Annotated in this window: 17 protein-coding genes and 1 tRNA gene; 7 read left to right on the top strand and 11 right to left on the bottom strand. The window is 64.9% G+C overall.

The genetic code is table 11. The features are described from left to right. Window positions 1-30: 30 nt before the first annotated feature. The gene (locus ACFTE1_RS21380; RefSeq protein ID WP_380617668.1) at window positions 31-774 is read right to left on the bottom strand and encodes a glycerophosphodiester phosphodiesterase; all 744 of its coding nucleotides are present in this window, start codon (window positions 772-774) and stop codon (window positions 31-33) included. Window positions 775-812: 38 nt separating this feature from the next. Here ACFTE1_RS21380 and larB point away from each other — a divergent pair, with 38 nt between their 5' ends. Both larB and larC read left to right on the top strand, forming a co-directional pair. Next, window positions 813-1,511 carry a nickel pincer cofactor biosynthesis protein LarB gene (larB, locus tag ACFTE1_RS21375; RefSeq protein ID WP_380617669.1) on the top strand — a complete coding sequence of 233 codons (699 nt, stop codon included), beginning with the start codon at window positions 813-815 and terminating at the stop codon, window positions 1,509-1,511. Window positions 1,512-1,521: 10 nt separating this feature from the next. After that, window positions 1,522-2,688, top strand: a complete 1,167-nt coding sequence (gene larC / locus ACFTE1_RS21370; protein WP_380617670.1) for a nickel pincer cofactor biosynthesis protein LarC — start codon at window positions 1,522-1,524, stop codon at window positions 2,686-2,688. Here larC and ACFTE1_RS21365 read toward each other — a convergent pair whose 3' ends face one another. Then, on the bottom strand, window positions 2,689-2,928 hold the full coding sequence (locus tag ACFTE1_RS21365; RefSeq protein WP_380617671.1) for a hypothetical protein: 240 nt from the start codon (window positions 2,926-2,928) through the stop codon (window positions 2,689-2,691). It abuts the gene before it with no gap. Between the two features lie 110 nt (window positions 2,929-3,038). On the opposite strand from ACFTE1_RS21365, the gene ACFTE1_RS21360 reads away from it, so the two are divergent. From ACFTE1_RS21360 to ACFTE1_RS21345, 4 genes are all read left to right on the top strand, one after another. Further along, window positions 3,039-4,184: a cystathionine gamma-synthase gene (locus ACFTE1_RS21360; protein WP_380617672.1), complete on the top strand. Its 1,146-nt coding sequence runs from the start codon at window positions 3,039-3,041 to the stop codon at window positions 4,182-4,184. A gap of 56 nt (window positions 4,185-4,240) precedes the next feature. Further along, window positions 4,241-5,671, top strand: a complete 1,431-nt coding sequence (locus ACFTE1_RS21355) for an amidase family protein (protein WP_380617673.1) — start codon at window positions 4,241-4,243, stop codon at window positions 5,669-5,671. Window positions 5,672-5,822: 151 nt separating this feature from the next. Then, window positions 5,823-5,898: transfer RNA gene (locus tag ACFTE1_RS21350), tRNA-Ala, on the top strand. Between the two features lie 364 nt (window positions 5,899-6,262). After that, entirely contained in the window at window positions 6,263-6,559 is a 297-nt protein-coding gene (locus ACFTE1_RS21345; protein WP_380617674.1) for a putative quinol monooxygenase, read from the top strand. Window positions 6,560-6,714: 155 nt separating this feature from the next. On the opposite strand, the gene ACFTE1_RS21340 is transcribed toward ACFTE1_RS21345, so the two are convergent. From ACFTE1_RS21340 to ACFTE1_RS21315, 6 genes are all read right to left on the bottom strand, one after another. Further along, a complete protein-coding gene (locus ACFTE1_RS21340) occupies window positions 6,715-6,909 on the bottom strand; it encodes a hypothetical protein (RefSeq protein WP_380617675.1) in 195 nt (64 codons plus the stop codon). 118 nt (window positions 6,910-7,027) lie between these two features. After that, entirely contained in the window at window positions 7,028-7,528 is a 501-nt protein-coding gene (locus tag ACFTE1_RS21335) for a nucleotidyl transferase AbiEii/AbiGii toxin family protein (protein WP_380617901.1), read from the bottom strand. A gap of 141 nt (window positions 7,529-7,669) precedes the next feature. Next, window positions 7,670-8,179: a helix-turn-helix domain-containing protein gene (locus ACFTE1_RS21330; RefSeq protein WP_380617676.1), complete on the bottom strand. Its 510-nt coding sequence runs from the start codon at window positions 8,177-8,179 to the stop codon at window positions 7,670-7,672. 328 nt (window positions 8,180-8,507) lie between these two features. Beyond that, complete coding sequence (locus ACFTE1_RS21325; RefSeq protein WP_380762854.1) at window positions 8,508-8,789, bottom strand: hypothetical protein; 282 nt, start codon at window positions 8,787-8,789, stop codon at window positions 8,508-8,510. Beyond that, complete coding sequence (locus tag ACFTE1_RS21320; protein WP_380617678.1) at window positions 8,779-9,486, bottom strand: hypothetical protein; 708 nt, start codon at window positions 9,484-9,486, stop codon at window positions 8,779-8,781. The genes ACFTE1_RS21325 and ACFTE1_RS21320 overlap by 11 nt, the downstream gene beginning before the upstream one ends. Beyond that, on the bottom strand, window positions 9,486-9,749 hold the full coding sequence (locus tag ACFTE1_RS21315) for a hypothetical protein (RefSeq protein WP_380617679.1): 264 nt from the start codon (window positions 9,747-9,749) through the stop codon (window positions 9,486-9,488). Before ACFTE1_RS21315 ends, ACFTE1_RS21320 begins: the two co-directional genes overlap by 1 nt. A 596-nt stretch (window positions 9,750-10,345) precedes the next feature. On the opposite strand from ACFTE1_RS21315, the gene ACFTE1_RS21310 reads away from it, so the two are divergent. Then, window positions 10,346-10,744 carry a VOC family protein gene (locus ACFTE1_RS21310; protein WP_380617680.1) on the top strand — a complete coding sequence of 133 codons (399 nt, stop codon included), beginning with the start codon at window positions 10,346-10,348 and terminating at the stop codon, window positions 10,742-10,744. Window positions 10,745-10,787: 43 nt separating this feature from the next. On the opposite strand, the gene ACFTE1_RS21305 is transcribed toward ACFTE1_RS21310, so the two are convergent. The 3 genes from ACFTE1_RS21305 to ACFTE1_RS21295 form a co-directional block, all read right to left on the bottom strand. Next, window positions 10,788-10,997 carry a hypothetical protein gene (locus ACFTE1_RS21305; protein WP_380617681.1) on the bottom strand — a complete coding sequence of 70 codons (210 nt, stop codon included), beginning with the start codon at window positions 10,995-10,997 and terminating at the stop codon, window positions 10,788-10,790. 91 nt (window positions 10,998-11,088) lie between these two features. After that, complete coding sequence (locus tag ACFTE1_RS21300; RefSeq protein ID WP_380617682.1) at window positions 11,089-11,460, bottom strand: hypothetical protein; 372 nt, start codon at window positions 11,458-11,460, stop codon at window positions 11,089-11,091. 34 nt (window positions 11,461-11,494) lie between these two features. After that, window positions 11,495-12,712, bottom strand: coding sequence for a proline-rich domain-containing protein (locus ACFTE1_RS21295; protein ID WP_380617683.1), 1,218 nt, complete (start codon window positions 12,710-12,712; stop codon window positions 11,495-11,497). Window positions 12,713-12,903: the final 191 nt, after the last annotated feature.

Genomic DNA, 12,903 nt, shown 5'->3' with positions numbered 1-12,903 from the left:
AAAGTGCTGCGGCAGAAGCAGTTCCGTCCCTCACTGCAGTGGGCGGGGTCCGCCCAGCTCCTTCTTGAGCGCGCCCGGGCGGTCTGAGAAGACGACGTCGACGCCCTTCTCCCCCAGCACGGCGGCCCGCTCGGCGTCGTTGACGGTCCACGCGTACACGTCGTAGCCGTCTTTCTTGGCGCCTTCGAGGAACTCGAGGTCGGACTCGAGGTAGTCGACCCGCCCCGAGACTGCGGCGGCGCCCTCGGGGACCTTTCCGTAGGGGAACTCGAAGATCCACACCAGGGGCCGCTCCGGCTCCAGCCGGTGCCAGCGGGCGAGCGCGGCCTTGGAGAAGGACATGACGACGATGTCGAGGTTCGGCCACTCGCGGACCAGTTCCAAAAAGCGCTCCTCGAGCTCGCCGCCGAAGCGGGAGGGGTGTTTGAGCTCCGCGTAGAGGCGGACGTCGCGCCCGGAGGAGGCGACCAGCCGGAACAGCTCCTCGACGGTGGCGATGCGGCGGGCCTCCTCCGGCAGGGAGCCGTCGCCGCCGGGGGCGAAGTCGAGGGCCTTGAGCTGGTCGAGCGTCAGGTCGGCCACGGCTCCGGAGCCGTCGGAGGTGCGTTTGACCGTGCGGTCGTGGTGCAGGACCAGGCGGCGGTCGGCCGTCAGCCGGACGTCGAATTCCAGACCGCCGGCGTCCTCTTCCAGGGCCTGCCGGAAGGCGGCGATCGTCTGTTCGGGGTAGGTCTCGTGGGATCCCCGGTGCGCGGCAATCAGTGGAGTTGACACTCTAGAAAGATATCCGACCGGAGTGGCATTATCGACTCGTGCAGGAAAACGACCGCCGCTCCCCCGGTTTCACCGACCTCGGGGAGCTCAAGATCGACGTGGACCGCCCCCGGCGCACCGGTGCGGCGGAAGCCGTCTTCGCCGCCGGAAAGACCCCTGACCAGGTCGTCCGGGCCCTTACCGAGCTGCGGAACGCCCATCCGGAGCTGCCGGCGCTGGCCACACGGTGCGAGCCGGCGTGCCTGGAGGCGGTCAAAGCCGCCTTCGACGGGGTCACCGTGGCCGAGACCCTGGCCGTCGTGGGCGACTTCCCGGAGCCGTCCCTGGGCACGGTCGGGGTCGTCTGCGCGGGCACCTCGGACCTGCCGGTGGCCCACGAGGCGCTGTACACCTCCCGCGCCCTGGCCATGGAGACGCATCTCATAGCCGATGTCGGGGTCGCCGGCATCCACCGCCTGCTGGCCCAGGAGGAGCGGCTGCGGTCGTTCTCGGTGCTGGTCGTCGTGGCCGGCATGGAGGGCGCGCTGCCCAGCGTGGTGGCGGGGCTGACCGACCGGCCGCTGATCGCCGTGCCCACCTCGGTCGGGTACGGCGCCTCCTTCGGCGGCCTCTCGGCGCTGCTCACTATGCTGAACTCGTGCGCTCCGGGGATCACGACGGTCAACATCGACAACGGCTTCGGGGCGGCGCAGGCGGCCCTGCGCATGCTCAGACTGACCGACCAGACCAAGGATTGAGGGTTCTCAGATGATCGGATGGATCGACGCCTCGGCCGGAGCCAGCGGGGACATGTTCCTCGGCGTCCTCGCGGACGCGGGCGTCCCGCTGCCGGTCATGCAGGAGGCCGTCGACGCCCTCGGACTGCCGGAGAAGGTCGTCCTCTCCGAGGAGCCCGACGCCCGCCACGGGCTGCACGGCACCCGCGTGACCGTCACCGTGCCGGAGACGGCGAACGACCGCCGCTGGAAGTCCGTCCGCGCCCTCATCGCCGACGCCCCGATATCCCAGGGAACCAAGGACCTCGCCCTGCGCGCCTTCGGCCTCCTGGCCGAGGCGGAGGCCAGTGTCCACGGCACGAGCCCCGAAGAGGTCCACTTCCACGAGGTCGGCGCCCTCGACTCGATCGCCGACATCGTCGGCTCCGCCGCCGGCCTGAACCACTTGGGGCTGGAGAGGATCGTCTGCTCGACGGTGACCGTCGGAGACGGGACCACGCGCGGCGCCCACGGTTCGATCCCGCTGCCCGCCCCGGCCGTCGTGGCCATCGCCCGCGAACGGCGCATGCCGGTGGCCGGCGAGGTCCCCTACGAGGCCTGCACCCCCACCGGCGCGGCGGTCATCGCCGCCGCCGCCGACGACTTCGGACCCCTGCCGGGCATGGTCGTCGACCGGACGGGACTCGGCGTGGGCGTGCGCAATCCGACGCAGAAGGCCAACGTCCTGCGCCTCGTCGTGGGAGAAGGCGGACAGGCGTCTCCCCGCCCCGTGGTCATCGAAACCAATGTGGACGACATGGATCCCCGGCTCTGGCCGCCGGTCCTGTCCCGCCTGATGGAGGCCGGCGCCTCGGACGCCTGGCTGAGCCCCATAGTCATGAAGAAGGGCCGCCCGGCCCACACCCTGCACGTCCTGTGCGGGGCCGAGGACCGGGAGACCGTCGAAGAGGCGATCCTGGCGGAGACCACCAGCATCGGCATGCGCTTCTGGGAGGTCGGCAAACGCGCCGCCGAGCGCGAGTACGACTCGATCACGCTGCGGGGGCAGCAGATCGGCGTCAAAATCGCCCGGTCCGGCGGCGCGGTCGTCAACGTGAGCGTCGAGTACCGCGATGCGGCCGCCGCGGCCGAGGTGCTCGGCCTTCCGCTAAAAACCGTTCTGGCCCAAGCGGAAGCGGCCGCGGCGGAATACCTCTGACTACATCTGCTCCTCGGGCTCGGAGTCCATGAAGCCGTCGTCGTCGCCGGTGACCCTGGTGAGGTCGTCGGCCTTGGCCGTGCTCGCGGACAGGTCGACCTTGCGGTCGGCCCTGCCGTCACCGGTGAGGTCGATGCCGTCGATGACGCCGTCGCCGTCCTCGTCGATGAGACGGCCGGTCTTGTCTGAGTCGTTGTCGCGAGCGGCGGTCCTCTTCTTCTCGATCTGGTCGGTAGTCATTGCGCTATGTCCTTTCGGAAGGATAAATTCCTATATTTTGAGAGTAAGACGCCCGCGCAAACCTCCGCGTGCCGCACACCCGCCGCCCCCGGATCGGTTAGGTTTGAGCCATGCAGCCAGAATCCGGATTCTCCACTCGCGCCGTGCACACCGGCTCCGAAGCCGACCCCGTCACGGGCGCCGTCATCACACCCGTCTACGCGACCTCGACCTTCAAACAGGACGGCGTCGGCGGGCTCCGCAACGGCTACGAGTACTCGCGCTCGGCCAACCCGACCCGCACCGCGTGGGAGGAGTGCCTCGCGGCCCTCGAGAACGGGCGCCACGGCTTCGCCTTCGCCTCCGGACTGGCCGCCGAGGACACCCTGATCCGCGCCCTCCTCAAACCCGGCGACCACGTAGTCATCCCCAACGACGCCTATGGCGGCACCTTCCGCCTCTTCGACAAGGTCGCCGCGCGCTGGGGAGTCGAGTACACCGCCGTGCCCATCGACGACCCCGGCGCCCTCCTGGCCGCGTGCACCTCCGCCACGAAACTGGTGTGGATCGAGACGCCCACCAACCCGCTGCTCACCATCGCCGACATCACCGAGATCACGACGGCCCTCGCCGACCACGACCTCCACGTCGCCGTGGACAACACCTTCGCCACGCCCTACCTCCAGCAGCCGCTGGACCTCGGCGCCGACATCGTCGTCCACTCCACCACCAAGTACGTCAACGGCCACTCCGACACCGTCGGCGGCGCCATCGCCGTCAACGACGACGACCTGGCCGAGCGGATCCGCTTCCACCAGAACTCCATGGGCGCCGTCATGGGCCCCTTCGACGCCTGGCTCACCCACCGCGGCGCCAAGACCCTCTCCGTTCGCATGGAACGCCACTGCGACACCGCCGAGCGCATCGCCGCCTACCTCTCCTCGCACCCGAAGGTCGCCCAGGTCTACTACCCCGGCCTCGAGTCGCACCCCTCTCACGCCGTCGCCGCCAAGCAGATGAGCCGCTTCGGCGGGATGGTCTCCTTCCGACACAAGGACGGCGAAGAGGCCTCCGTCGAGATGTGCAACAGGGCGAAGCTGTTCACCCTCGCCGAATCCCTTGGGGGCGTAGAATCCCTCATTGAGCACCCGGCGCGGATGACCCACGCCTCGGCCGAGGGATCGGAGCTCGAGGTCCCCTCGGACCTCGTGCGGCTGTCGGTCGGCATCGAGGACGCCGAAGACCTCCTGGCGGACCTGGAACAGGCGCTAGACTAGGGGGTTCCCTCCAGCGAACACCACGACGGCCTGGCCGTCCAACGAAGGAGCAGCACGTGACCTGGGCCGGCGCAACAGCATTGGACATTGCCACCGCGGTTCGCCGCAATGACGCCACGGCCGAGGCGGTCCTCCACGACCACCTCGACCACTACAAGCGCCGGCCCGACGATTGCGTCCACAACCTGCGCCACGAAGCCGCCTCCATCGAGGCCCAGCTGATCGACACCCTCGACTCCTCGGCCGACACGGGGACCTCCAACGGCTCCACCGAGCTCTTCCCGGAGATCCCCGTGCCCGTGCCCGAGCCCGACCGCTCCGCCCTGCCCACCGCCGGAGTCCCCGTCATCACCTGCCAGCAGCTGCCCCTCGCCGGACAGGCCTCCCAACTGGGGTCGAACGCCACGTTCATCGAGTCGCCCGACCGCGACCACGAGGCCATCCGGCGCTTCAAAGGCACCGGCGCCGTCATGATAGCCACGACACGATCCTCCGAACTGGGGCTGTGGCCCGCCACCGACCAGCCCGGACAGGTGCTGCGCAACCCCCACCACCCCGAGCACAGCCCCGGCGGGCCTTCCGGAGGAGCGGCCGCCGCGCTCGCCCTCGGGCTGGCGCCGTTGGCCATCGGGCTCGACGGGCCCGCCACCGCTGGCGGAGTGCGCACCGCCGCCGCCTCGTGCGGGCTGTTCGCCTACAGTCCCGAAACCGAGGTCACCGCCACCGACCAGCCCTCTCCCGTCTGGTACGTCCACAAGCCCGGCCTCATGGCCACCACCGCCGCCGACCTGGTTCTCGGCGTCAGTACCCTCACCAACCGCGACTACAGCGCTCGCGAGGAGCCCCGCCCACTGCGCATCGCCGCCTCGACCAGCACCCCCATGCCGGGGAAGGCCGACGAGGACAACACGGCCTCCCTCTTGCAGGCCGTCCGGGCGCTCACCGACGCCGGTCACCGGACGCTTCGCGCCAAGGCCGACTGGGGGCGGCGTCTGCCCACCGTCTCCTCCGCCGTGTGGGCCACCGCGGCGTTCCACCGTTCGCGGCACTTCCGCGCCCTGCAGCGGCGGACCCGCCACCTGGCGAGCCTCGGCGCGACCCTGCACCGGCAGAACCGGATCGCCGGGCTGCTCGGCCAGGGAGAGCGTGCAAGGCGGCACATCGAGGACTGGTTCAGCGTGAACAACGTCGACCTGCTCATCACGCCCGCCCTTCCCTCCGGGCCCGCCGCCGCGCGGTCCTGGTCGGAGGCGACACTGCGGGCGAACGTCAACGGACTGGTCTCCTCAGCGGCCTTCACCGCTCCCGCCGGAGTGACCGGGTTGCCCGCCGTCGTCGTGCCGGTTGGCTCGCGGCATGACGGGCTGCCCTCCTCGGTGCAGCTGATCGGGCCGCCCGGGTCGACCTCGCGGCTGCTGGCCGTCGCCTCCCAGCTGTCGGACGTCTTCCAGCCCAGGAGGCATGCCCGCTCGGTCATTTGGGAGTAGCTTTGACCCAGGCCACATAGTGCGGACGATTGGCGCGTTTTGCCTGGTCATAATGTGTGACCGCGACCTCGCACCCCCCGTTGGCGGCCCGCTGGGAGGATGTGTAATATAGTCAGGGTCGAAGGGCGCAACGCCCGGAAGACAAGCTCACGGGGCTATGGCGCAGTTGGTAGCGCGCTTCCATGGCATGGAAGAGGTCAGGAGTTCGAATCTCCTTAGCTCCACCAGCAGAAAAGGCTCTGGGAATCACTCCCAGAGCCTTTCTTGTTACTCAGTCTGTTACTCATTACCCCTAAATGTCCTGTTCAATTACCTTGTCCAGCACCTCAGCGCCAGAAGTGGCCCCGGCCGCAACTGTTGGCGGTAGACGGTCCCCGTCATGCTGGTCTTCTTGTACCCGACCAAGTCCGCGATCAGTTCCTCGCGCACCCAATCGCCGGGCAGAAGTGAAACCAAGGGATGCCGAAACTCCTTCGTCGTCCAAGCGCTCGTGTTCCCGGCCGCCTAGATGACGCGGCTGCTCCCTTCACGTCGGAAAGGGACAATCGTCGGCCAACCGTGGTCTACTGAGAACGAGCTGAGGGAGGACCTATGACATATGCCGTCATCGCCCATTACAAATGCAGGCCTGAAGACGCCGGCCTGATTCGTTCCACGCTTGCAGTCATGCGCGAATCGGTCCGAGAGAAGGAGCCGGGGAACGTCCTGTACTTTGTGCATGAGGACGCGGAACAAGGCGAAGAGGCCAGGTTCACGCTGTACGAGCAGTTCACTGACGAGGCCGCCTTCCAATCGCACCTGGACTCGGAGCATTACGCGGAGCACATCGCAGGCCTAGTGCGGCCCATGTTGATCGAGCGCAAGGTGTGGTTCGGGCACGTCCTGTGACGTCCTTTCCCTGTCGCGGAGTCGGTGGCCGACCCGAGGACAATGGGGAGAACCGGAAAGGCTCGTCAGAACTCACGCTGAAACTCGTGGCGTTGCCAGGAGTCGCCACCGCCGCCGTAGCAGCGCCGCCCGAATCGTGAAAGCGTCGGCCGGTGTCACTGCCAACGCTCCGCCTCAATGAAGGAGCGGACCTCATCCATGGTCGCTTCGACAGGGCGCTCCGCCTCGATTCGTTGAATGACCTCCGCATTGGTGGGCCGGGCGGCTTCCTCATGGACCAGCTGCCTCAGGTAGGCAGAAAGCGAGATCCATTCACTAGCAGCGCGGTCGGCAGTGCGTTTCCACGACATGGCCAAGTTCTCTGCGATGACCCACATCAACTGGCCGCGAGCTCGGACCCTCATAGCTCCTCAAAACAAAAGGCCGGCTCTCAGTGAGAACCGGCTTCTTGTTGCCGTTCAGTCAAGTTCAGGGATTCCTGCCGTCCAGCGCATCGGCCCACTCGGCGAAATCCCGACGAACACTCTCCACGAGACCAGGATCGATGGGAATCTCATCATCATCGAATCGGCCCAGACCTCGCATCATCTGAGCAAGGACGGCAGTATCGAATCCAAGATCCACCTCTGCCGCGCGATCCAGCAACGCCTGGCGCCCGAAACGCTGGGAAAGAAGATAGACATCGGCAAAGTCACGAGCCTCGGCTCTGTCGAACAACGCGATCAGCTTCCTACCTGCCAATTCCTCCGGATCGAAAGCCGGGCCCACCGCCGTTCGAATCGGCGGCCGCGATGGAGCAACGTCCACGGCGAGGTCGATGAGCAAAGGTCCGTGTTCGGACTCCACCAGCAAACGAACGAATGTTACGCTTCCCTGGATCGTCCTCGTCGACCAGCCCCGATCCTGACAGGATGCCGTTAGCGCCTCTACTGCAGTCAGAACGCTTCCAGTGTTCACAGCGGTGAACAGGTCGAGGTCCTCGAGTCTCGCGTGACGTCAGGCCCTGGGCGATCAGTTCGTCACCAACGGTGAGGGCGAAACCACGGCTTTCCGGAAGGTCAAAGAAAATCCGGAGGACTTCAACTTGAAACCCTGTGAGGGACTCGCCTGTCATCTTCCTTTGCCACCTGTCACCAGCGGTTCCCACGCATTGCGAATAGCACCTGGCAGGACCAGCTCTTCCCACAGGTCGACCAGAAGTACTCCGTCGATGAAGCAGAGAATGTCGTCCGCTGTGCCTTCCCGGAGGACGACCTCGTACACTCGCGTGCGCTGTCTCCGGTCGGACATGTCAAAGGTGCGATCCGACCCCGACCAGCTCAGGTGCAGGGGGAGCCGCACTGACGCCATTGCATCGGCGACCGGCAATCGCGGCAACCTGCCCGGCACGGTGAAGACCCTCCCACGTGGGGATCGCATCAGGGTGAATTCGATGTCTTGATCGAGAGCCAAACCTGACCCCGCTGCCTTGAGGATGCGCTCGGTGGTCTCCAAGGTCGGCGATTTCCTGCCATGTTCATATGCCGAAAGTGAGGTGCGCGAAGTCTTCGAGCGTTTGGCCAATTCCTCTTGTGTAAGTCCAGCGGCTTGTCGGGCCTCTCGAATGATCTCTCCACCCATGATCCCTCCCGAATGTATCTGATCAGATACTATAACGTGCTAAGGAAAGTATCAAACCCTTGATGAACTGCTGATATACGCGTGAAAAGGGTAGCCAGAAGCTCCACATTTCAGAACCGATCTCTCCAACATACAGATTCTTCACAGACTTCTCGAGGCACTCTCGGGACCACTTTCCCAGGCCCTAATGACGATGCCGGACTCGTGCATAACACCGTGGCACTGGATTTACGGCAAACGAGTCCACAAACTACTTGGGCAGCCACCATGAGTTAAATGCTGGTGCCGAGGCAAAGCCTCGGCACCAGCATTTAACTCAGTTGGTCAGTCACCGATGCCGCTGTATGTGGATCATGATGGCGTCGCGGATTTCGTTCTCCCAGTTGCGAAACGTGCGGGCTTGTTTGTAGAGCTCGTCGGAGTAGAGCGTGAGTTTGGCCCAGACTCCTCCACCGCAGACGGCGATGACGGCCGGAACCCGTTGCTGGACCGGTGTGTCGTCGTCGGTCGGTTCGAGCAGGAAGACCGTGCCGGCCTCGGCGTCGTAGTGGACGTCGAAGACATGCTCGTAGTGGTGGAGCGTGCCGAGGTCGGAAGTGTCAGGCGGCAAATACAGCACGGTCACGACCCACCCCCTGACACTGCCCCTGACCCTGAGACTGCGGTCTAGGACGCGAAAGCGACGGTGACGGCGCTTGCGTCCACGCCTGCTGTGACTGAACCTGCGGTTGCCGGTGTTGTTGTGCTCGCTCGTCCGGTGAGACATACGGATCCACGGTCCAGACTTCCTCGTGGAAGCGTGGTGGGAGGTCGGCGCCGAAGACGGCGCGGTCGATGACGGCGTAGACGCGTTGTTCTAGCGCGAACTTCAGACGACTGTTGTCGGAGAACAATGCGTGGCGTTTGGGGTCGGGCGACCAGTAGACCCGGCCGGGATAGCCCCACCCCCAGTCAGCCTCCCCGACGATCAAACGCTGTCCGCCGGGTTCGATGGCGATGATGACGCCCGTGTAGACGTCGATCTCGCGGACCTCGAACGTCCGCGCCAGAAACGACACCGCCCCCAGGACAGTCCCGTCCGTACGCACCGTCCGGGCCTTCGCCCGCCCGAACACGCGCCTGGCTGGGCGTCCGTGCCGTTGTGCTCGGCCGTGGAGCGTGTTCGTACTGGTAGTTTCGTCGTGCGTGTCCGGGTCGTTGTGGCCGTAGATGTTGCCGTGGTAGACGGCGAAGGCGTACAAGCCGATCGCGACGACGAAGACGATCGCGGCGTAGACATAATCCGAGTGCTCGGAAAGGGTGCTCATTAGGGGTGGACTCCTTTCGCGAAGCAGTAAGCGACGAAGTGGGAGTGAGCGCGCATGGTCTGCTCCAACAGCCAGTCAGCGACGTCGTCCCGGATCGACCAACCCGGTTGAGGCAGGAGGAACCGGTCGTGGGTGTGGACCATCGCCGCAGTACGGCCGTCGACGGTGATCCAGAAGATCTTGCGTGCCGCCCTGCGGACGATCTGGACCTTGCGGCCCTCGATGGTGAACGAACCGAGAGTGAGTGGCATCGAGATAGGCATCAAAAAGCCTCCAAACTCCCCTGCACACCTGATTTCAGGCCAGGGGGAACTAAAGAACTGAGCTGGTGTTTACTCGCCGGGGAACATGGCGAAGTGCGGCCGTGACGGACCGAACGCGCGTATCTGCAGCTACAGGCACGTACGGGGTTGCTCAAGGACTACTTGAGCGCACGGCGACTGGACGCGATCGCACGATCGCGGTCAACAACGGAAAGGCGGCTGGAATCAGCCGAACAGATCAACTACGATGAGTCAGTACAGCGATCCTTTCGAGGAACGTTTGTTGTGGGCGGTCCGCCAGTTCTAGCGATCAAACTTGAGGCTGGCGGGCCGCTATCGAAGGAGACTGGATGTCCACTGCGATCTTCGACAGACATCTGGTCTGCCGAACCGATACCCAGTGTCACCCAGCCCATATTGGGTAGTCAACCACGACACGCCGAGGCGCGCACCGAACGTCCAGAAGTGCCCGAACGTCTTAGGCCCAATCATCCGTGAAGCCCGGCCCCGCAGATCAGGAATGCTTTCTCCATCCCAATTCCTTCGCACAGGACGCCTTGCCATACTGGTGGTCCGGCAAATGCGATGGGAAGTGAATGGCTTTGGGCCTCAAAGCAATCAGCAACTTTGACTACGCGGTTCTCCTCTGCGACGATATGGCCGCGATGAAGGCCTTCTACAGGGATGTCATGGGTTTCCAGATCGAGCACGATCAGGAGAAGTGGGTGAGCTTCCGAGTGGGTACCACTTTGTTCACGCTGCGCCCGAGAGGAAAAGGCCCGGCATGGGACGACGGTCCGGCGATTCCAGGATCCGCGTCGGTCCAACTGGCGTTCCGAGTGCCGCCTTCAAACCTGGACGATTGCCATACCGAACTACTGGACAACGACGTCGACATCGTCATGGAGCCAACGGACCTACCCGCATGGCGCCATCGGGCGATCTTCTTCCGCGATCCTGGCGGCAACATCGTCGAGATCTACGCAGAGTATTGAGCTGAGCAGGGAGGGGAGACGACAATGGTCTTCCGCCATGCGTTCAACGCAACTCCCTGTCGCTGGGTCGCGGCAGGGCAGTTCCGATGGCCAGAGAAATCAACACGGACAGGATTCCGATCCCTGTGAAGACCAGTGAACCTGGGACGCCTGCGGTCTTCGCATTGTCCACAGCCAATAGGATGGAAACGAATAGCGCGCAGGCCGCGAGCACGATGAACAGGCCTTGGAACCATCTGAGAAAACCGAGCATGATTCCATACTAGATTGATGCGTGGCCCAACCATCTATGCCTGTCCTGCAACGCTTTTAAGCCTTCTGGCTTCAATGGCCATGTCGCGGAGTCACTCCAAAATCGCACGGCCCCTCTGAGCCTCTCGCTTCGTCCTGCGATGGCTGCGAACGGCAAACCCTGCCAAGACCAGACCGACGACCACGGCTCCCGCCGGCAGAGCCACGGCTTCCCAGTCGATCTCCACTTCTTCATCCTCCGGTGCCGATTCGGCCCGGCACTCGAATGTCACGCCTTCGCCCTCGTCAGGCGACGACTGCATGGAACAGTCCTCGATCGGGTCCATGAGCGTGGAGCTCTCGGACTTCCGTTCCATGGACTGCCACTCTTGGGCCAGGAAGAAGCCTCCATAGAGCACGAGCCAGATGGCGGCGACCGCTAGCCAGATGTGGATCTTCGAATTCTTCTGTTCGGTGTCAGCCATGGAATCTTCCTCGCGAACGGACGCTCAACGCGAACTACTGATACGGATACTGTTGCGGTGGAACCGAACCGGGCTGTGGAGGTTGCCCTTGCGGATGCATGCCCTGCGGCACGTGGCCCTGCGGCGGCATAGGCTGCTGCGAGTATCCCTGTGGAGGCATGCCGGGCTGGCCTCCGGCCTGCGCCATCAGCATGACGTGGAACTGAGACGGCGTCGCCGGCGTCCAGGTCTTTCCACTGCGGGAGAAAATGAGGATCATGACGGCCACCGAGGCCAGCAGAGTGACGATCGTAGTCGCTCCCGCCAAGGTGAAGGCCTGGACCGTCGCGTCGTAGTTGTCGACATGTCCTTCTCTGAGAGTCCAGTCGGAGACACGGCGGTCGGCGAAGTCGCCCCTCTCGGCGAAACTCATGATCGTGAAGCCTGCCAGGGGAAGCATGAGCACGCCGGCGACGACGGCGCAGTAAACACGCGCCCAGAACTTGCCTTTGGTGAAGCCGATGATGCCCGGAAGCATGAGTCCTAGGACGACGGCGAAGGGAATCGCGAAGGCAAGGACGTAGTCGCTGGCGAAGAAACTGCCGTAGATCTCGTCGAAGGCGGCCGACCAGGTGCCTTCGGAGTTGTACGAGGAGGCCTCGTAGGCGATGGCGATGAGACCGCCGGCGATCAGCGGCGATATGACGATGAACCACATCAGCGCGAGGGCGGCCTTGGCCGTTTCGGGCATCCGCTCCGGCCTCTGCGGAGCGGCGACCGGAGCGGCCGGAGCCTGCATGGGCATGGCACCGGGCATCATCCCGGGAACCTCACCGCGTTCGATCCGCTTCATCAGGATGTAGGCCCGCGCCGACGGGCTGACGAGCAGGCCGAAGAAGGTACCGAAGTAACCGCCGTAGACGATACCGATCAGAAGCGGCAGTCCCTCGGTCACATCGATGGTGGCGATGCCCATGATGATCATGAGCAGGCCCATGACCATGCCGAGAATGGCTCCGACCAAGGACCAGATCCACGCCCACCGCTTGCCCCGGTTGATGTAGACGGGGTTGAGCAGGCCCTGGACGACACCGTACAGCCCGAGCACGGCGCCGATGAGGCCGAGCGGCTGCGGGTTCTCGATCAGCATCGCGATGTTCCACAGTTCCAGGAGAGCGTAGAAGACCGCGGAGATATAGAGGAGGACGACCAGGCCCTTGATGGTCCCCGGCCGGGCCGACTGGCCGGCGTCGACCGGAACCTGGCCCGGCATCGGAGCCCCTCCGGGAACCGGGTGCGCGGGACCGTAAGCCCCGGCCGGCCCCATCGGGCCGGGCGGCCCGCCGGGAGAAGCGTAGGGGCCGGGAGGCGGCTGCGGTGGATACGTCACGGGATTCCTCACGCCAGGGGGACAGTAGAACCAGTTCTCGATTCTACTCATGGGCGCCAGACGGCAATCCGCGA

This window comes from Salininema proteolyticum (genome assembly GCF_042685645.1).
Lineage (GTDB): Bacteria > Actinomycetota > Actinomycetes > Mycobacteriales > Micromonosporaceae > Salininema > Salininema proteolyticum.
The sequence above is the reverse complement of the archived record's forward strand: the minus strand, read 5'-3'. Positions and strand labels throughout refer to the sequence as shown.